The following is an 18,337-nucleotide window of genomic DNA, read 5'->3' on the forward strand; positions in this document are numbered from 1 at the left end:
TATATTTATGTAAAAAGTCACATCACTGTAGTTAAAAAGGTTGAGTTAGATCGCAGAAACGGGTACATATAGCGCCGACGCGAACCTGTCACTCATCTAAAAAAGCCCTGATAAATAAGGCGCAATAGCCCGCATGATGCGGCTTAGCGCGTTAACCGCGCAAAAACAGGGCAGGTTAGCCGTGATGTGTTACTATAAATGTAAATAAATTGTGAAGTAATTTTGCTTCCGGGGAACGAACGTGAATACATTACAACTCTCCATTGTCCATCGCTTGCCCCAGAGCTATCGCTGGTCGGCGGGTTTTGCAGGCTCGAAGGTTGAACCGATTCCGCAAAGCGGAGCGGGCGGTGAGAATTGCCTGGTTGCGCTGAAGCTGCTGAGCCCGAACGACGGAGAGGCGTGGCCGGTCATGGAGCGCCTCAGCCAGGCGCTGACCGATATCGAAGTGGATAGCTCCGTGCTGGAGTGCGAAGGCGAGCCGTGCCTGTTTGTGAAAAGCCAGGACGAATTTGCCGCCACCTGCCGCCTGAAAAACTTCGGCGTGGCGATTGCGGAGCCTTTCTCCGGTCAATACCCCTTCTGAGTGCTAGTCAGCCGATAACAGCTGCCGCGTGTAGCTCTGCGCTGGCGCAGCAAAGACGCGCTGGCACTCTCCCTGCTCGACCACTTCTCCCTGTCGCAACACAATCACCTGATGGCACAGCGCGCGGACAACCTGCAAATCGTGGCTGATAAAGATATACGCCAGCCGGTGTTTTTCCTGTAATCCTTTAAGCAGCGCCAGAATTTGCGCCTGTACGGTTCTGTCCAGCGACGACGTGGGCTCATCAAGCACGATCAGCTCGGGTTTGAGGATCAGCGCGCGGGCGATGGCGATGCGCTGACGTTGTCCGCCAGAGAACTCGGCCGGGTAGCGATGGCGCATCTCCGGCTCAAGGCCCACCTCCGCCATGACCCGTATTACCTCATCTTCCCGCTGGCGCGCCGACAGGCCGGGCTGGTGGACGCGCAATCCCTCTTCGACGATTTGCAATACGCTGAGCCGCGGATTGAGCGAGGAGTTAGGATCCTGAAACACCACCTGCATGCGGGGGCGAACGGGCAGCATCTGTCGGCGATTCCGGTCGTGCAGCGCCATGCCGTCAAACACAATCTGCCCCTGCGAGGCGATCAGGCGCAGCAGCGCAAGCCCCGTGGTGCTTTTCCCCGAACCGGATTCCCCAACCAGCCCGAGCGACTCCCCGGGGCGCAGCGTGAAGCTGATATTGCTAAGCACGGTATTGCGATCGACCACGCGGCGCAGGATCCCTTTACGGACCGGAAACGAAACCGACAGCCCGTCAACCTTCAGCAGCGGCGCGCCGTTCGCGGGCAGGGGAACCGGATCGCCCGCGGGCTCGCTGTCGAGCAGCCTTTGGGTATAGGGATGCTGAGGGGCCGCCAGCAGTGCGGAGGCCGCATTTTTCTCAACGCAGCGCCCGTTCTGCATCACCGCCACGCTGTCGGCCAGCTTTCTGACGATGCTGAGGTTGTGGGTGATAAACAGCAGGCTCATGTCCAGCTCGTCGCGCAGCTCGCGCAGAAGCTGCAGGATTTGCGCCTGCACGGTGACGTCCAGTGCGGTTGTTGGCTCATCGGCGATCAGCAGCTCGGGGCGCGTGAGCAGGGCCATGGCGATCATCACGCGCTGGCGCTCGCCGCCGGAAAGCTGATGCGGGAAATCCGACAGGCGCTTAGCCGCATGGCGAATGCCGGTGCGCTCCAGGCAGTCCAGGATTTCGCCTCTGGCCGCCTCTTTGCGCATGCCCCGGTGGAGCGACAGCACTTCGTAGAGCTGCTTTTCCAGCGTGTGCAGCGGGTTGAGCGAGACCATCGGCTCCTGGAAGATCATCGCAATCCTGTTGCCGCGTATTCCGCGCAGGGTCTGCTCACTGGCGTGCAGAAGCGAGCTGCCGTGAAACAGGATATCGCCCTGCGGATAGCTCACCGGCGGGGAGGGGAGCAGGCGTAATATCGAGAGCGCCGAGACGCTCTTGCCGGAACCGGATTCCCCCACCAGCGCCAGCGTTTCGCCGCGCTGGATGTGCAGCGATAAATCACTCACCACCGTGCGCGTCTCGCCCTGCTTCGAAAACGCAATCGACAGATTTTCAATACTCAGAAGAGGCTGCGTCATCTTATACCGCCTTGTTGGGATCGAAGGCATCGCGGACGGCTTCGCCAATAAAAATCAACAGTGAAAGCAGCACCGCCACGGAGAGGAAGGCGGTGATGCCGAGCCAGGGCGCCTGCAGGTTGTTTTTGCCCTGCAGCAGCAGTTCGCCGAGCGAGGGGGAACCCAGCGGCAGGCCGAAGCCGAGGAAGTCCAGCGAGGTGAGCGTGGTGATGGAGCTGCACAAAATGAAGGGCAGGAAGGTGAGCGTCGCCACCACCGCGTTCGGCAGCATGTGGCGGAAGATGATCCCGCGGTCGCTGACGCCGAGCGCCTGCGCGGCGCGGATGTAGTCAAAGTTGCGGGTGCGCAGAAACTCCGCGCGCACCACGCCCACGAGCGCCATCCAGCCGAAGATCACGGTGATCCCCAGCAGCCACCAGAAGCCGGGCTGCACCACGCTCGACAGCAGAATGATTAAAAACAGCGTCGGCATGCCGGACCAAACCTCAATGAAGCGCTGGCCCCACAGATCGATCTTCCCGCCGTAGTAGCCCTGAATCGCGCCCGCCACCACGCCCATCACGCTGGAAAAGAGCGTCAGCATGATGCCGAAGAGCAGCGAGATCCGCGTGCCGTAAAGAATGCGCGCCAGCACGTCGCCGCCGTTGGCGTCCGTCCCCAGCCAGTTTTGCGTCGAGGGCGGGGAGGGGAAGGGGGCGGTTGTCGCGTAGTTAATGCTGTTCGCGCCAAAGCGAATCGGCGCCCAGAGCGCCCAGCCGTACTGGTCAATCTGGTCACGTAGCCACGGATCCTGATAAACCGCCGGGGTGGCGAACGGGCCGCCGAAGTCGCTTTCGCTGTAGTTCATCAGCACGGGCATGTACCAGCGGTCGTTAAAGTGCACCAGCAGAGGCTTGTCGTTGGCAATCAGCTCTGCGCACATGCTTAAGACAAACAGAACGGCAAAGATCCACAGGGACCAATAGCCGCGGCGGTTGTGGCGAAAGCGCGCCCAGCGGGCCTGATTGACGGAGCTTAAACGCGGCATCAGCGTCCCTCAAAGTCGATTCGGGGATCGACCAGCGTATAGCTGATATCGCTGATGATATTCAGCAGCAGGCCAATCAGGGTGAAAATATAGAGTGTGCCAAACATCACCGGATAATCCCGCGATACGGTGGCCTCATAGCCCAGCAGTCCGAGTCCGTTGAGGGAGAACATCACCTCGATAAGCAGCGAGCCGGTGAAAAACATGCTGATAAAGGTGGCGGGAAAGCCGGCGATGACCAGCAGCATGGCGTTGCGAAACACGTGCTTCCACATGATCTGCTTTTCGCTTACGCCTTTGGCCCGGGCGGTCACCACGTACTGCTTGCGGATCTCATCCAGAAAGGCGTTCTTGGTGAGCATGGTCAGGGCCGCAAAGCCGCCGATCACCGTTGCCAGCACCGGTAGGGTGATGTGCCAGAAGTAGTCGGTGATTTTTTTGTACCACGGCAGGGTGCTGAAATCGGCTGAAACCAATCCCCGCAGCGGGAAAATATCGAAATAGCTGCCGCCGGCGAAAAAGACGATCAGCAGCACCGCAAACAGAAACGCCGGAATGGCGTAGCCGATGATAATGAACGTGCTGCTCCAGATATCAAAACGGCTGCCGTTGTGAACCGCCTTGCGGATGCCCAGCGGAATCGACACCAGGTAGATGATCAGCGTGCCCCACAGCCCCAGCGTGACGGACACCGGCAGGCTCTGCTTGATCAGCGTCAGCACCGAGGCGCTGCGGAACAGGCTATCGCCAAAATCAAAGCGCACGTAATCCCACAGCATCTTGAAATAGCGCTCGTGGAGCGGCTTATCAAAGCCGTAGCGGTGGGTGATCTCGGCGATCACCTCGGGATCGAGCCCGCGCCCGCCGCGGTAGTGGCTGTCGCTGATGTTGCCCACGCCGGTTCTGGCGTGGCTTGCGCCCATGCTTTCACCGCCGCCGCCCGGCATGCCGCTGGCGTGGCCGAACTCAATCGCCGCAATGGCCTGATCGACCGGGCCACCCGGGGCGATTTGCACGATAAAAAAGTTGATGGTGATAATGGCCCACAGCGTCGGGATAATCAGCAGCAGACGGCGTATCAGATATGCACCCATGGGTTTTCCTTAGCGCCGCTCGGGGGGCAGCCTGGCAGCTTTGTTGACGTCATACCACCAGGTTTCAAAACCCAGTGAATAGATGGGGCGCACCGCGGGCTGCGAGAATTTATCCCATCGCGCAATGCGATCTTCGCCCATGTACCACATGGGGAGCATGTAGTAATTCCACGTCAGCACCCGGTCAAGCGCGCGGCCAAGCGGGAGCAGCTTCGCCTTATCGCCCTCCGCCGCCACGATTTTAGCTATCAGGGCGTCGATCACCGGGCTTTTTACGCCGGGGGCGTTATAGCTGGAGTTAATGTAGCTGGACGCCCACGAAATCTGCAGGTCCGAGCTTGGCCACGGCTGCGCGGACCACAGGCTCGGCATCATATCGTAATCGCGGCTGCGCATCCGGTTGGTGATTTGCGCGTTATCAACCTGGCGAATGTTCAGGGTAATGCCGAGGCGGCTAAGGTTCTGCTGGAACGGCAGCACCCACTGGTTATTGGCTCCGGAAGAGAGCAGCAGCTCAAAGCTGAGCGGCGCGCCCGTTTTGGCGTTGACCCGCTTTTGATTTTTCAGCACCCAGCCCGCGTCGTCCAGCAGGCCGCTGGCTTTGAGCAGGTTGCTGCGGTCGAACCCCTTGCCGTCGGACACCGGCGGTTCAAATATGCTGGTAAAGACCTCCGGCGGCAGTTCCGCCTTCATCGGCGCGAGCAGCACTAGCTCGTCAGCGTTGGGGTAGTCGCGCGCCGCGTATTCCGTGTTCTGGAAATAGCTGTTCGCGCGGCTGTAGGCACCGTAGAACAGGGCTTTGTTCATCCATTCGAAATCAAACGCCAGGGTGATGGCTTCCCGCACGCGGCGGTCGGCAAACACCGGGCGCTGAATATTAAACGCCAGCCAGCGGGTGTTCTGCGCCGATTCGTTTTTATGCTCGTCCTTGATGATCAAATGGTTCGCGAAGTTTTTGCCGATATAGCGGGTGGCCCAGTTTTTGGCGTCGTTCTCTACGCGCAGGTCGAACGCGCCAGCCTTAAAGGCTTCGAACGCCACGTTATCGTCGAGGTAATAGTCGTAGCGCAGGGTGTCAAAGTTCCAGCGGCCCCGGTTCACCGGCAGGTCCGCCGCCCAATAGTCCTTGACCCGGGAATAGGTCACGTACTGGCCCATGCGCCAGGCCGTTATGCGGTACGGCCCGCCCGCCAGCGGCGGGGTAGAGAGGGGATCGCTTAGCTTGTGGTTTTTCCAGAACGCTTCCGGCATGACGGGCAACGAGAACAGGCTCAGCATGTTCTCCTTGTTCGGCTCGCCAAGCTCAATGCGCACGGTCAGCGGCGCAATGGCTTTCATCGTGGTGCCTTTATAAACCAGGCGGAACTGGGGCACGCCTTCGGTCATGAACTTGTGGAAGGTGAACGCCACGTCGCTGGCCTGGACGGGCGTCCCGTCGTGAAAGCGCGCGCGCGGATTTATCGACACCTCGGCCCAGGCGAAGTTGGACGCATAGCGCACGTTCTCGGCGATCAGGGGATAGTAGCTGCCGGGCTCATCGTCGGACGTGACAAAAAGGGTGTCGTAAAGCGATTCGGTGCGCGCCGCCGCCACGCCGCGCAGGGCGTAGCGGTTGAAATTGTCAAACGTGCCGATGGCCGCGAGCGTGACGTTTCCGCCCTTCGGGGCCGCGGGGTTAGCGTAATCGAAGTGGGTGAAGTTAATGGCATACTTCGGCTCGCCGATAACGGCGAACGCGGTGTTTTCCTTTATGTCCTGGGCCAGTGCGGGCAGGCATAGTAACGTCAACAGCATTAACACGATGCGCATAAACATCTCCCGGCGATTCCTGCTTTTATTCTGCTGTGCGAATAATAAGTGAGACGGGCAGCATTGTGAAATTATTCACTGGCTTGCGGCATATCCGGCTGCCACTGGCAGAACTTCTCCAGCGGCATGGGGCGGCTTATCCAGTAGCCCTGCAGGAAGTTGACGCCATGCTTGCGCAGCCAGGCCGCCTGCTCCGGCGTTTCAACGCCTTCCGCAACGGTCGACATGTTCAGGCGTCTCGCCAGCGTCAGCACCGCGTCGAGCACCGGTGACGTCACGGTTTCGGTACCAATCGCGTTGACGAAGCCGCGATCGATTTTGATGTAGTCCATGGTGAAGCGCTCTAAATAGATGAGGGCGCTGTGCCCGGTGCCGAAGTCGTCTATCGCAATCTCAAAGCCTTCATCGTGCAGCCAGTCAAACAGCGGGCTGGCTTCATGCTGGTTAATCATATCGCGCTCGGTGATCTCCAGCACGGTCTGGAAATGGTCGGGCGGCAGCGAGGCGCTAAACGTGCGCATGTCATCCTTGAAGCTTTCGGCGTGCAGGTGCCCGGGCGCGATGTTGATGCCGAGCTTGGCGCCCGGCGGCAGCACGGACTGGAGCATCGGCGCGTCGCGGATGATCAGATCAAAAAGATGCAGCGTGAGCGGTACGATCAGCTTCTGCGCCTCGGCAAAATTGATGAAGGCATCCGGCGGGATCTCCCCCATCGTCGGGTGCTTCCAGCGCATCAGCACTTCGGCGCCGCGCATTTTGAGCTCTTTCGCATCCACGACCGGCTGATACACCACGTAAAACTGGCCGAGCTTGATGGCGGTTAAAATCTCTTTTCCGGGGTTTATGCGGATGGTCAGGATATAGAAATTGAGCGAACCGGCCGCGATCCCGCACACCAGCCCGAACAGCAGCGCGAGCAGCAGCTCATCCTTGGTCCAGGTCTCGGCGTACAGATTGATGGTCAGCGGAATGTGCCTGAGCGTCGCGCTGCGCGCGGGTTTTTCATGCAGATCCTGCGCGTTAACCAGCGTGCCGGACAGGGTGGTTAGCGCCCGATTGCCGACTATCACCGCGATGCCGGCAAACTCTTCCTGGCGCGACGAGTAAAACATATAGGGCGTCAGGTTGATATTGACCGACGTAAAAACGCCGCCGTCCTTCACCAGCGGATTGCGATACCAGATGGCAATGGCGGGCCTGTCGGGCAGCATGGGCGTACCTTCCAGAAGGACGATATCCACGGGTTTACTGATGTGTAGCTGGGGAATAAGTTCTTCCATCGGCGCATGTAGCGGCCCCGTGGCGGATGAGCAAAAGGCATTTTTGTCTCTCACCAGCAAAAACGCGCGCACGTTAATGCTGAACGCCGCGCGCGACGTTAGCTCTGCGCTGACGTCACGGCAGCTTCCCAGGGTGAGCGGCTGGAGCGCATCGATGGAGGTTTTAAGCTCGTCAAAATAGCTTTCCATATAGACGCTCAAATCCGTAATCAGCGTATCGAATTTGACTTCCCGCTTGTGGTAGCTCCAGAAAAATTGCAGAGTGCCCAGCAGCAGGGCAACGATTAATCCGGTCATAATACTGAGAAAGAGTATTTTCCGGTGGCTGGAGAAATAGCGGGTGAACATAGACGTCGTTGTTCCTGGAAAGCCGTGAATATCTACAGGGCGGCCAAACTTACGTAATTACAAGACTATAGCCTGGAATCGGGCGGGGCGTATGCCGATGAGCAGGCAAAAAAAAACACTGCCGAAGCAGTGCTTTCTTCTTCATATCGCTAGCCAAGGGATAACCAGCGATACGACAGTCATATCAACTGCGGGTTAAAACGCGGCGCCCTTCGTTGTAGCGCTTCTTCCAGTATGGCTCGTTCATGCTGGAGATTGTCACACCGCTGCTGGTGGACGCGTGAACAAACTGGTCGTTGCCGATATAAATGCCAACGTGTCGACCGGTAGAGCCCGCGCGGAACAGGACTAAATCACCTGTACGCAGCTTCGTGCGTGAAATCGATTTACCCACTTCCTGCTGTTCATACGTGGAACGCGGAAGGTCTAACCCAAACTGTTCGCGGAAGGTACGTTGTACGAAGCTGGAACAGTCAATGCCTTTCTTGGTGCTGCCGCCCAGACGATAACGCACGCCCTTCCAGTCAGCATACTGGTCCATAATGCGGGACTTCACGTCCAGATTACGTACCATATTTTCAAATTCATCCTGAGAGGCTTGCAGTGACGAGGAATCTTCTATTCCCACAACACGCGTCTCAGGATGCATATTCTTGGCGGTGTTCGTTGTGCTACATGCCGAAAGCAGAACCGCAACTGCAATCGCCGGGATGCCCCGTAAGATATATCTCAAAATCGGTTGAGATTTGACCATTTTGTTTATTTTCCCTTGAAGTCCTTAACGATAAAATCGTTATAAAAATGCCAAACGTGACGAGACTAATAACCTGCGCACAATGAGACAATTCCTTAAGGCCAAATCTGTGGCACAGCGCACAAATTTATTCACCGCGTTAATAATTATCTCTGTGAGGCAAAACGAGTCTGAGATTAACTGATTGCAAGGGGCAATGCGAGTAAAAATACCCTCTTTTTTATAAGAATTTGTGATACAGAAAGTAAATTTGTGCAATCGGTTAAAATAGCGCCAAAGTTCTCGCTATATCATGTAATTGATTCATTTCTAACATGAATGTTATGACGAAATGATGACAGCAGAAAACAAATGCGAGGGGAAATCATCAGGGATCGAGAACGATCCCTGATGGATGTGGTTAATTTACGTTAGGAGTTTGTTTTTATTTTGTTGCCATTGCCGGGGAGATAACGATCGAAAATCGCAATCAGGCGATCGGTCAGCGGCGTCATCAGGCACCAGGGTAAACCAATCAATACCGCAGTCAGCGATCCCACCACAATATCGGTCAGCCAGTGGGCGCCAATCATCACGCGCGGGAAGATAAACACCACAACAATAATCAGGGCAATGCCGAAGGCTTTTTTGCCAAAATAGCGCAGCATGAACGCTGAAAAAATAAGCAGCATCATGCCGTGATCGCCTGGGAAACTGTCTTTAGACGCATCCTTGGTCGGAATATGCAGCAGTTCGCTGACGCGATAAATATCCGTGAAGTAGAGCGTAGGGCTTGCGCGCTTAACCGGCATCAGATGCTGCGCCAGCTGGTTAATGATGACGGCGGTCAGCAGCATCACCAGGCCCATAATAAGAATATGACGGCGGCCGGATTTATCTTCTTTCAGCCAGAATGAGAGCATCAGGCAGCCCATGGCCAGCAGCGAAATGGCGTCGAAGGCGCGATTATTGGTGATGGCGACCAGCCACAAAAATGCCCGGCTTTTGACCAGTTCCTGGTTAAAAAAGTGGAACAGCCCGGAATCGAGCGGGAACCAAAAACCGTGGTTTACCGGCAGATACCAGGAAAAAAAGATCGCCAGACCGAGAGCGTTCAACAGCAAAATCAGGGGAAGTCGGGTTGTCATCATCGTTCCGCAAAGTGTAAAAACAGGGGCAACGTTAGCCTCAGAAAGTTAAACGAAGCTTCAACAGGCTCGACTGAAGCGTGTTCCAGTCGGCGTTAACCGCACTAATCAGCTCTATTCGGCTGTCGGGCGGCGCCACGTTCTGCGTTTCGATAAAGAAATCCTCCCCCTGGCGGTTGATACGCACTAAACCGTCAGGCGTGCGCATGATCCCCTTAACGCGATCGACCGGCGCAAGCCTCGCCCATTCAAGTATACCAATGGTATCAAAAACGGTGTCCGCATCAAAAATCCATCCGCAGGCCTGGTAGCCCTGACCGTTGTTGAGGCTGCGCCGCCAGCGCTGATGCTCCGGCAGGCTTAACGCCGCCAGGCCCTGCTTTGCGCCGTGCTGGTGGACATGCGCGGCGCTGGCGGGCAGCTCCGCCACGTTTCGACGGGGAGAATCGAGCAGCGCGCCGTCAATCTGCCCCTGCGTCGCGTAAAGGCGCTGGCGCTCGCCGCCGTTCAGCTGCCACCAGGCGTCAAAGGCGGCGCGGCTTTCCGGCGTGGCGCGATCCTCTTTATTTGCCACGATGATACCCGCCGAGGCGAGCTGGTCGCGGAAGTTCTCGTTGCTCACCGCTTTCTCATCCAGCAGCTGGCGCGGGTCGAGAACGCACAGCGTGGCGCGCAGGTCGATCCACGGCTCGTAAACCGGCGCGGTGAGTAAATCGAGGATTTGCTTAGGATGGCCCAGGCCGGTGGGTTCGATCAGCAGCCGGTCCGGCTTTCCCTGGCGCAGCAGGGTGTTGAGCCCCACCTGCATCGGCAGGCCGTTTACGCAGCACATGCATCCGCCCGGTATCTCCTTAACCAGCGCGCCGCTGTCCGCCAGCAGCGCCCCGTCAATCCCCACCTCGCCAAATTCATTGACCAGCACGGCCCATTTTTCGGCCGGATCTTTGTTCGCCAGCAGGTGCAGAATTGAGGTGGTTTTACCGCTGCCGAGAAAACCGGTAATCAGGTTGGTTTTGGTCACATGCGCTCCAGGGAAATGTAATGATGTAACAATTATCACTTATCCTGGCGAAAAAAAGCGGTAATGAGAAGAGGGGCGGCGAACGGAGACGGATACCGTTCGCCTTAAGGGCAAGAATCGCTAAAGATTTAACGTTTCGATAACAGCCCGGCGCGCGCCTTGACGCACGATGCGCTGGTAGGCCTGATTCACGGCGTCGACGAACGCGCCGTCGCGCGCAAGCTCGTGACCAAAAATCTCGCTCAGCCCCAGCAGCGCGGCAACGCGATCCTCGTCGGTGGTGGAGGCGACAAGTGCGCCAATTTTAGTAACCAGCGGGTCGCGCACGTCAATTGGCTTCCCCCCGTCGTCCACGCCGCTGACGTAGCGCATCCAGCCCGCGACGCCCAGCGCCAGCAGCGGCCATGCGCTTTTACGCTCGAGATGAACGCGGATACCGTCCAGCATGCGCTGCGGCAATTTCTGGCTGCCGTCCATCGCAATTTGCCAGGTCCGGTGTTGCAGCGCCGGGTTGGCGAAACGGTCGATCAGGCTGTCGGCGTAGGCCGTGAGGTCAACGTCGGTGATGCGCAGCGTCGGTGCCTGCTCGTCCAGCATCAGCCGACGCGCGGCGCGGCGGAAATCGGCGTCTTCCATGCACTCATTAATATGCGCATACCCGGCGAGGTACCCCAGGTAGGCCAGGAACGAATGGCTGCCGTTGAGCATGCGCAGCTTCATCTGCTCCCACGGCAGCACATCCCGCACCATCTGCACGCCCGCGGCTTCCCACTCGGGGCGTCCGGCGACAAAATTATCTTCCACCACCCACTGAATGAACGGTTCACAGCTGATGGCGCACGGGTCTTCAACGCCCAGCGCCTGCGTAATTTCCGCCAGCGAGGCGTCGGTGGCCGCCGGGACGATGCGGTCGACCATGGTGCCGGGGAAGCTGACGTGAGCTTCAATCCAGTCCGCAAGCTCAGCGGACCGCTTGATCGCCATGCCGAGTACGGCATTTTTCACCACGTGGCCGTTGTCCGGGATATTGTCGCAGGAGAGAACGGTGAAGGCGGGCAGGCCACGCGCGCGGCGGCGGTGCAGGGCCTCTACCAGAATGCCCGGCGCGGAATGCGGTTCCGTCGGATTTTCCAGATCGTGAAGAATGCGGTCGTTGTGCAGGTCAAGCCTGCCGGTCGCCGGATCGATGCAGTAGCCTTTTTCGGTGATGGTTAGCGAAACGATCGCCACCTGCGGCTCGCAGAATTTCTCAATAATGGCCGCAAGCGAGTCCAGCTTTGCGTTCAGGCACTCGTGTACCGCGCCGACGATAATCGGCTGGTTGCCCTCCGCGCCTTTCTCCAGCACGGTGAAAAGGTGATCCTGGGCGCGAAGCTGGCTCATCAGCACGTCGCCGCTGAACAGGCTGATTTCACATATTCCCCAGTCGCCGCCCTTAACGTTGAGCACGCGATCGGTTAACAGCGCCTGATGCGCGCGGTGAAACGCGCCAAAGCCAAAGTGGACGATGCGCGAGCGTAAGCGCGTGCGGTCGTAGCGAGGCTGCTGAACGCGGGCAGGAAGCGCGGCGGAGGCTATAGTCTTCATGAAGTACACACCTGATTAACCATTAATTAACAATGGCAGTGTAAAGTTATATGACAACAAATAAAATTGGTGAGCCGTAAATATCCCCGTTCTGTGAGTTTGATCAATCAATAACGGCGCACCGTATTGACCCTTCCCGCTAAACATGTATGGTAGTCGTCATTGCGTTAACGAATATTGGTATAACAACTTGCGAGGGCAGGACAATGGAACAAACCTGGCGTTGGTACGGGCCGAACGATCCGGTATCTCTTGATGACGTGCGTCAGGCCGGCGCGACGGGCGTGGTGACGGCGCTGCACCATATTCCGAACGGCCAGGTGTGGCCGGTTGAGGAAATTCAACAGCGTCAGGCGCTGCTGGCGGAAAAGGGCTTAACCTGGTCCGTTGTGGAAAGCATTCCGGTGCATGAAGAGATCAAAACTCGCTCCGGCCAGTGCGACACCTGGATTGCGAACTATCAGCAGAGCATCCGTAACCTGGCGGCCTGCGGCATTGATACGGTCTGCTACAACTTTATGCCGATCCTCGACTGGACGCGTACCGATCTGGAATACCAGATGGCCGACGGCTCGAAGGCGCTGCGCTTCGACCAGATCGCGTTTGCGGCGTTCGAGATGCATATCCTGAAGCGTCCCGGCGCAGAGGTGGACTACACCCCCGAAGAGCAGCTGCAGGCGCAGCAGTGGTTTAACGCGGCAAGCGAAGCGGATATCGAAAAGCTGACCCGCAACATCATCGCCGGGCTGCCGGGAGCCGAAGAGGGCTACACGCTGGATCAGTTCCGCGCGCGCCTGGCGGAATACGGTGCTATCGATAAAAACCAGCTGCGTGAAAACATGGCCCACTTCCTGCGCGCTATCGTGCCGGTTGCCGAAGAGGCGGGCGTTCGCCTGGCGGTTCACCCGGACGATCCTCCGCGTCCTATCCTCGGCCTGCCGCGCATCGTCTCGACCATCGAGGACATGCAGTGGCTTAAGGAGACGGTCAACAGCATCTATAACGGCTTTACGATGTGCACCGGCTCCTACGGCGTGCGCGCGGATAACGACCTGGTGCAGATGATTGAGGCCTTTGGCGATCGCATTCACTTTACGCACCTGCGCGCCACCTGCCGTGAAGATAATCCAAAAACCTTCCACGAGGCGGCCCACCTGGGCGGCGATGTGAATATGGTTGCGGTGGTGGATGCGATTCTGGCGGAAGAAGCGCGCCGCAAGCGCGCCGGGGATTTGCGTCCAATTCCGTTCCGTCCGGATCACGGTCACCAGATGCTGGACGATCTGCGTAAGAAAACCAACCCGGGCTATTCGGCGATTGGCCGCCTGAAGGGGATGGCGGAAGTGCGCGGCGTTGAGCTGACGCTGAAGATGATGAAGTATCCTGAGCTTCTGTAACCGGAATTGCCGGGTGGCGGCTTCGCCTTACCCGGCCTACAAAAACACAAAAACCGGCTTCAGGGCCGGTTTTTTCGTAGGTCGGGTAAGCGTAGCGCCACCCGACAAACGCCGCAATCAGTCAGCGCGACCCATATAGCGTTTTTCTTCAATATGGATGCGGATTTTCTCACCGGCGGACAGGTATTCTGGCACCTGAACAACCAGGCCGGTGGTCAGTGTAGCGGGCTTGTTGCGGGCGCTGGCGGATGCGCCTTTGATGCCTGGCGCCGTGTCGACGATTTCCAGATCGACGGTCTGCGGCAGCTCGAGCGCCAGCAGCACGCCGTCCCAGGTCAGCACCTGCATGTCAGGCATACCGCCTTCAGGGATGAACAGCAGCTCTTCTTCAATCTGGTCCTTGGTGAAGATGTACGGGGTGTAATCTTCTTTATCCATGAACACGTATTCGTTGCCGTCGATGTAAGAAAAATCAACGTAGCGGCGGGTCAGGGTCACGGTATCCACGATATCGTCGCCTTTAAAGCGCTCTTCCACCTTCAGGCCGGTACGCACGTCGGCGAAACGCATTTTGTAGAGCGTTGCGGCACCGCGGGCGCTCGGGGCCTGAATATCGATATCTTTCACAATCAGCAGCTTGCCGTTGTAATTCAGTACCATACCTTTCTTAATTTCGTTCGCTCTTGGCATTGCTTCAATCCTGTCTACGGGAGGTAAAAAATATCGCGCCAAATTACTCGCGCGCGGCCTTTCAGGCAAGCGGAATTCGCGGCTTTTGCTATCAATACATAAAAGGTGTTACTGTGCGCGCGATGCCCGATTGCGTGGGTATTCATCAGCGAAAGAGAGCATTTATGGATTGTCGTCCAGACTGCGGCGCATGCTGTACCGCACCGTCTATTTCAAGCCCCATTCCAGGAATGCCCCAGGGCAAGCCGGCGAATACCCGCTGTGTCCAGCTTTCGGAAAACAATCTGTGCCTGATCTTCGGCTCGCCCCTGCGCCCGAAGGTCTGCTCCGGGCTTCAGCCCGCGGCCGAAATGTGCGGCAGCTCGCGCGCGCAGGCGATAACCTATCTTCTTGAGCTCGAAGCGCTCACCGCGCCCTAGACGTCCTTAATCCGCGTCAGGCAGCCAATCGTCATAACGCACATCGCCAGCGCTATCCAGAATACCGTGTGATAGTTCCACAGCTCGGCCACAACGCCCGCCATGGAGCCCGCGATAATCCAGCCCACGCGCGTGGTATTAGTATAAAGGGTGGTCGCAGAACCTGCCTGGCCCGGCATCAGATCCTGGAAGTAGAGCATGCCGATCCCGGCCAGAATGCCGATGTAGATGGCGTTCAGCAGCTGTAAAGCCAGCAGCAGTGCCGGGCTGTGCGCCGTCAGCATGCCGATATAAAACAGCAGCCCCGCGGCGGCGGCCACGCGCATCAAAAACCGCTTCCCGAAGCGCTTCGCGTAGTAGCCCGCGATCAGCATGGTCGGGATCTCCAGCCCGGCGGCGGTTCCCATCATAATCCCCGCCAGTTTTTCCGGCAGATGCAGCTCGTCGATGATAAACAGCGGCATATTAATGATGTAAAGGCTGTTGGTGCCCCACATCAGCGTGCAGACGATAAACAGCAGCAGCGCGTCGCGGCGGTTACGGCGCGGGGCCTCAAGCACGCCCGTCGCAAGCTTTGGCTCTTTGCGCATCGACGGCAGGAAGAACCACACCATCGCGCCGCACACCACAAACGCAATGGCCGCGCTCAGGTACATCATCGTAAAGCCAAATCCCATCGCCAGCGCGTAGGCGAGCGGCGGACCAATCACCCACGCCAGAGAGACCTGCGCGCGAAGAATCGAGCTGAACATGACCGCTTCGCGGCCGGTCCGGTCGGCGTGCTCGCGCGCCAGGGCGAACATCTGCGGGTTAGCGGTGGAGCCGAAGCTGCTCAGGAAGACGCCGACGAACAGCAGGATGAAGTAGTTGCGGTTCCAGGCAAACAGCAGGCAGGCAAACACGCCCAGCAGGCAGCAGAAGACGATCAGGCTTTTGCGGTCGCCTTTTCTGTCGGAGCGGCCCGCGAGAAACTGGCTGACGAAGATGCCGATGATCGCGCTCCCGGTAAAGAAGAAGCCGACCATCGCCGGTCGCACGTGGACTTCGTTCGTCAGAAACAGGCTCAGCGTGGGGGTCTGTAGCGCGCCGGCAATGCCGGTGAGAAAGGCCACGATCAAAAACGCCGATGACGTCAGGTCAAAGGGCTTTGGCGAGGCGGCTGCGGGGGTGTTATGCATGATTCACTATCAGCGGTGTCTAAGAGAGACGCGGAGTTTACGCCGCCTGTCAGAAAATGAACAGCCAGGGCAGGGCGTTTTGCTACAAAAAATCAAAATGGCATTTCAGTTTATACGCAGGAGTGCAGTCTGCTGAAGTGGCTTGCTGAACTTCAGCAGCTGACTGCTGAACGACAAAGAAATGTGCTGCATATCTAACTTCTGAAACGAGAAATGTAACTTTTCTTGCAACATTTTGCGGAAAAGGGCAAGAATCATTGAAACGTTTCAGCGCTCGCTTGTTTTAACTGACGGACAGGTTAGCGCATTTTTTCTCATTAAAGCTGAAACGATTCACGTTCAGCAGGAGAGGAGAGCCATGTTCCAGTTATCTGTTCAGGATATTCACCCGGGCGCACAGGCCGGAAACAAAGAAGAGGCCATTCGCCAGGTTGCCGCCGCGCTTGTCGCCGCGGGTAACGTGGCGGAAGGCTACGTTGACGGCATGCTCGCGCGCGAGCTGCAAACCTCCACGTTCCTCGGCAACGGCATCGCCATTCCGCACGGCACCACCGATACGCGTGACCAGGTGCTTAAGACCGGCGTTAAGGTTTATCAGTTCCCGCAGGGCGTAACGTGGGGCGAAGGCCAGGTAGCGTACGTGGCAATTGGTATTGCCGCCAGCAGCGATGAGCACTTAGGCCTGCTGCGTCAACTGACGCACGTGTTGAGCGATGACGCTGTGGCTGAACAGCTGAAGTCCGCCACGACGGCGGAAGAGCTGCGCGCCCTGCTGATGGGCGAAAAGCAGAGCGATGCGCTGAAGCTGGATAACGACACGCTGACGCTGGACGTCGCCGCGGGCGATCTGGTGACGCTGCAGGCGCTGAACGCCGCGCGTCTCAAAGAGGCGGGCGCCGTCGAGGCCGCATTTGTTGCGCGTGCGATCAACGACAAGCCGCTGAACTTGGGTCAGGGCATCTGGCTGAACGACAGCGCGGAAGGCAACCTGCGCAGCGCCATCGCCGTCAGCCGTGCGGCAACCGCGTTTGAGGTTGACGGTGAGCGCGCCGCGCTGCTGGTGACCGTCGCGATGGCCGACGACCAGCCCGTCGCGGTGCTGAAGCGCCTGAGCGAGCTGCTGTTAGAGAATAAAGCTGAAAAACTGCTGAACGCCGACGCGGCGACCGTGCTGGCGCTGCTGACCAGCGACGACGCGCTGACCGATGACCTGCTCAGCGCCGAGTACGTGGTGCGCAACGAGCACGGGCTGCACGCGCGTCCGGGCACCATGCTGGTCAATACCATTAAACAATTTGAAAGCGAGATCACCGTGACCAACCTGGATGGTTCGGGCAAGCCGGCCAACGGCCGCAGCCTGATGAAAGTCGTTGCGCTGGGCGTGAAGAAAGGCCACCGCCTGCGCTTCACCGCGCAGGGTGCAGATGCTGAACAGGCGCTGAAAGCGATTGGCGATGCCATCACGGCAGGCTTAGGGGAGGGCGCATAATGAGCAGACGCGTCGCGACCATTACGCTGAACCCGGCCTATGACCTGGTCGGCTTTTGCCCCGAAATTGAGCGCGGTGAGGTTAACCTCGTGCGCACCACCGGCCTGCACGCCGCCGGTAAAGGGATTAACGTCGCCAAGGTGCTGAAGGATCTGGGCATCGACGTCACCGTGGGCGGTTTCCTCGGTAAAGACAACCAGGACGGATTTCAGCAGCTGTTCAGCGAGCTGGGCATTGCCAACCGTTTCCAGGTGGTGCAGGGCCGTACCCGTATCAACGTCAAGCTGACGGAAAAAGACGGTGAAGTGACCGACCTGAACTTCTCCGGCTTTGAAGTTACGCCTGCCGACTGGGAGCGTTTTGTGACGGACTCCCTGAGCTGGCTGGGCCAGTTCGACATGGTGTGCGTGAGCGGCAGCCTGCCGTCCGGCGTCAGCCCGGAAGCATTCACCGACTGGATGACCCGCCTGCGCAGCCAGTGTCCGTGCATTATCTTCGACAGCAGCCGCGACGCGCTGGTCGCCGGTCTGAAAGCCGCGCCTTGGCTGGTGAAGCCTAACCGCCGCGAGCTGGAGATCTGGGCCGGCCGTAAGCTGCCAGAATTAAGCGACGTGATTGAAGCGGCGCACGCGCTGCGCGAGCAGGGCATCGCTCACGTGGTGATTTCTCTCGGCGCAGAAGGCGCGCTGTGGGTTAACGCCTCCGGGGAGTGGATCGCCAAACCGCCGTCAATGGAAGTGGTTAGCACCGTTGGCGCAGGGGATTCCATGGTCGGCGGCCTGATTTACGGCCTGCTGATGCGTGAATCCAGCGAGCACACGTTACGCCTTGCCACCGCCGTTGCAGCCCTGGCCGTGAGCCAGAGCAACGTTGGTATTACCGATCGTACCCAGTTGGCCGCGATGATGGCGCGCGTTGACTTGAAACCTTTTAACTAA

General features: G+C 58.3%; 16 protein-coding genes. 5 read left to right on the forward strand and 11 right to left on the reverse strand.

The annotated features are described in order from the left end of the window. Positions 1–241: 241 nt before the first annotated feature. Positions 242–586, forward strand: a complete 345-nt coding sequence (locus tag AB8804_RS04300) for a YejG family protein (protein ID WP_371183419.1) — start codon at positions 242–244, stop codon at positions 584–586. 3 nt (positions 587–589) lie between these two features. Here the strand turns inward: AB8804_RS04300 and yejF are convergent, their stop codons facing one another. From yejF to AB8804_RS04345, 9 genes are all read right to left on the reverse strand, one after another. Next, positions 590–2,179 carry a microcin C ABC transporter ATP-binding protein YejF gene (yejF, locus tag AB8804_RS04305; protein ID WP_371183421.1) on the reverse strand — a complete coding sequence of 530 codons (1,590 nt, stop codon included), beginning with the start codon at positions 2,177–2,179 and terminating at the stop codon, positions 590–592. 1 nt (position 2,180) lies between these two features. Continuing rightward, positions 2,181–3,206, reverse strand: a complete 1,026-nt coding sequence (locus AB8804_RS04310) for an ABC transporter permease (protein WP_371183423.1) — start codon at positions 3,204–3,206, stop codon at positions 2,181–2,183. Further along, the gene (locus tag AB8804_RS04315; protein WP_371183424.1) at positions 3,206–4,300 is read right to left on the reverse strand and encodes a microcin C ABC transporter permease YejB; all 1,095 of its coding nucleotides are present in this window, start codon (positions 4,298–4,300) and stop codon (positions 3,206–3,208) included. Before AB8804_RS04315 ends, AB8804_RS04310 begins: the two co-directional genes overlap by 1 nt. A 9-nt stretch (positions 4,301–4,309) precedes the next feature. Beyond that, a complete protein-coding gene (locus AB8804_RS04320; RefSeq protein WP_371183426.1) occupies positions 4,310–6,115 on the reverse strand; it encodes an extracellular solute-binding protein in 1,806 nt (601 codons plus the stop codon). A 65-nt stretch (positions 6,116–6,180) separates the two neighbouring features. Further along, complete coding sequence (locus AB8804_RS04325; RefSeq protein ID WP_371183428.1) at positions 6,181–7,737, reverse strand: cyclic di-GMP phosphodiesterase; 1,557 nt, start codon at positions 7,735–7,737, stop codon at positions 6,181–6,183. A gap of 184 nt (positions 7,738–7,921) precedes the next feature. Beyond that, positions 7,922–8,491 (reverse strand): bifunctional murein DD-endopeptidase/murein LD-carboxypeptidase, encoded by a 570-nt coding sequence (gene mepS / locus AB8804_RS04330; protein ID WP_371183430.1) that lies wholly within the window; start codon positions 8,489–8,491, stop codon positions 7,922–7,924. 410 nt (positions 8,492–8,901) lie between these two features. After that, positions 8,902–9,618: a phosphatase PAP2 family protein gene (locus AB8804_RS04335; protein WP_371183512.1), complete on the reverse strand. Its 717-nt coding sequence runs from the start codon at positions 9,616–9,618 to the stop codon at positions 8,902–8,904. A 40-nt stretch (positions 9,619–9,658) separates the two neighbouring features. Then, positions 9,659–10,639: a GTP-binding protein gene (locus tag AB8804_RS04340; protein WP_371183432.1), complete on the reverse strand. Its 981-nt coding sequence runs from the start codon at positions 10,637–10,639 to the stop codon at positions 9,659–9,661. A gap of 120 nt (positions 10,640–10,759) precedes the next feature. Further along, complete coding sequence (locus tag AB8804_RS04345; protein WP_371183434.1) at positions 10,760–12,226, reverse strand: mannitol dehydrogenase family protein; 1,467 nt, start codon at positions 12,224–12,226, stop codon at positions 10,760–10,762. 206 nt (positions 12,227–12,432) lie between these two features. Here AB8804_RS04345 and uxuA point away from each other — a divergent pair, with 206 nt between their 5' ends. Further along, entirely contained in the window at positions 12,433–13,623 is a 1,191-nt protein-coding gene (uxuA, locus tag AB8804_RS04350; RefSeq protein WP_371183436.1) for a mannonate dehydratase, read from the forward strand. Positions 13,624–13,740: 117 nt separating this feature from the next. Here uxuA and yeiP read toward each other — a convergent pair whose 3' ends face one another. Beyond that, positions 13,741–14,313, reverse strand: coding sequence for an elongation factor P-like protein YeiP (gene yeiP, locus AB8804_RS04355; protein WP_006176435.1), 573 nt, complete (start codon positions 14,311–14,313; stop codon positions 13,741–13,743). Between the two features lie 164 nt (positions 14,314–14,477). Between yeiP and AB8804_RS04360 the strand changes: the two genes are divergently transcribed. Further along, a complete protein-coding gene (locus AB8804_RS04360; RefSeq protein ID WP_112012565.1) occupies positions 14,478–14,732 on the forward strand; it encodes a YkgJ family cysteine cluster protein in 255 nt (84 codons plus the stop codon). Here AB8804_RS04360 and setB read toward each other — a convergent pair. After that, on the reverse strand, positions 14,729–15,910 hold the full coding sequence (gene setB, locus AB8804_RS04365; RefSeq protein ID WP_371183439.1) for a sugar efflux transporter SetB: 1,182 nt from the start codon (positions 15,908–15,910) through the stop codon (positions 14,729–14,731). The genes AB8804_RS04360 and setB overlap by 4 nt on opposite strands. A 358-nt stretch (positions 15,911–16,268) precedes the next feature. Here setB and fruB point away from each other — a divergent pair, with 358 nt between their 5' ends. Continuing rightward, positions 16,269–17,399 (forward strand): fused PTS fructose transporter subunit IIA/HPr protein, encoded by a 1,131-nt coding sequence (fruB, locus tag AB8804_RS04370; protein WP_371183441.1) that lies wholly within the window; start codon positions 16,269–16,271, stop codon positions 17,397–17,399. Then, positions 17,399–18,337, forward strand: a complete 939-nt coding sequence (fruK, locus tag AB8804_RS04375) for a 1-phosphofructokinase (protein ID WP_112012562.1) — start codon at positions 17,399–17,401, stop codon at positions 18,335–18,337. Before fruB ends, fruK begins: the two co-directional genes overlap by 1 nt.

The organism is Enterobacter sp. KBR-315C3_2022 (assembly GCF_041399425.1).
Lineage (GTDB): Bacteria > Pseudomonadota > Gammaproteobacteria > Enterobacterales > Enterobacteriaceae > Enterobacter.

What these genes read in the sequence shown, in the direction of transcription:
- yejF (WP_371183421.1), bottom strand. Translation starts at nt 2,179, where the DNA reads ATGACGCAGCCTCTTCTGAGTATTGAAAATCTGTCGATTGCGTTTTCG.
- AB8804_RS04310 (WP_371183423.1), bottom strand. Translation starts at nt 3,206, where the DNA reads ATGCCGCGTTTAAGCTCCGTCAATCAGGCCCGCTGGGCGCGCTTTCGC.
- AB8804_RS04315 (WP_371183424.1), bottom strand. Translation starts at nt 4,300, where the DNA reads ATGGGTGCATATCTGATACGCCGTCTGCTGCTGATTATCCCGACGCTG.
- AB8804_RS04320 (WP_371183426.1), bottom strand. Translation starts at nt 6,115, where the DNA reads ATGTTTATGCGCATCGTGTTAATGCTGTTGACGTTACTATGCCTGCCC.
- AB8804_RS04325 (WP_371183428.1), bottom strand. Translation starts at nt 7,737, where the DNA reads ATGTTCACCCGCTATTTCTCCAGCCACCGGAAAATACTCTTTCTCAGT.
- mepS (WP_371183430.1), bottom strand. Translation starts at nt 8,491, where the DNA reads ATGGTCAAATCTCAACCGATTTTGAGATATATCTTACGGGGCATCCCG.
- AB8804_RS04335 (WP_371183512.1), bottom strand. Translation starts at nt 9,618, where the DNA reads ATGACAACCCGACTTCCCCTGATTTTGCTGTTGAACGCTCTCGGTCTG.
- AB8804_RS04345 (WP_371183434.1), bottom strand. Translation starts at nt 12,226, where the DNA reads ATGAAGACTATAGCCTCCGCCGCGCTTCCTGCCCGCGTTCAGCAGCCT.
- uxuA (WP_371183436.1), top strand. Translation starts at nt 12,433, where the DNA reads ATGGAACAAACCTGGCGTTGGTACGGGCCGAACGATCCGGTATCTCTT.
- yeiP (WP_006176435.1), bottom strand. Translation starts at nt 14,313, where the DNA reads ATGCCAAGAGCGAACGAAATTAAGAAAGGTATGGTACTGAATTACAAC.
- AB8804_RS04360 (WP_112012565.1), top strand. Translation starts at nt 14,478, where the DNA reads ATGGATTGTCGTCCAGACTGCGGCGCATGCTGTACCGCACCGTCTATT.
- setB (WP_371183439.1), bottom strand. Translation starts at nt 15,910, where the DNA reads ATGCATAACACCCCCGCAGCCGCCTCGCCAAAGCCCTTTGACCTGACG.
- fruB (WP_371183441.1), top strand. Translation starts at nt 16,269, where the DNA reads ATGTTCCAGTTATCTGTTCAGGATATTCACCCGGGCGCACAGGCCGGA.
- fruK (WP_112012562.1), top strand. Translation starts at nt 17,399, where the DNA reads ATGAGCAGACGCGTCGCGACCATTACGCTGAACCCGGCCTATGACCTG.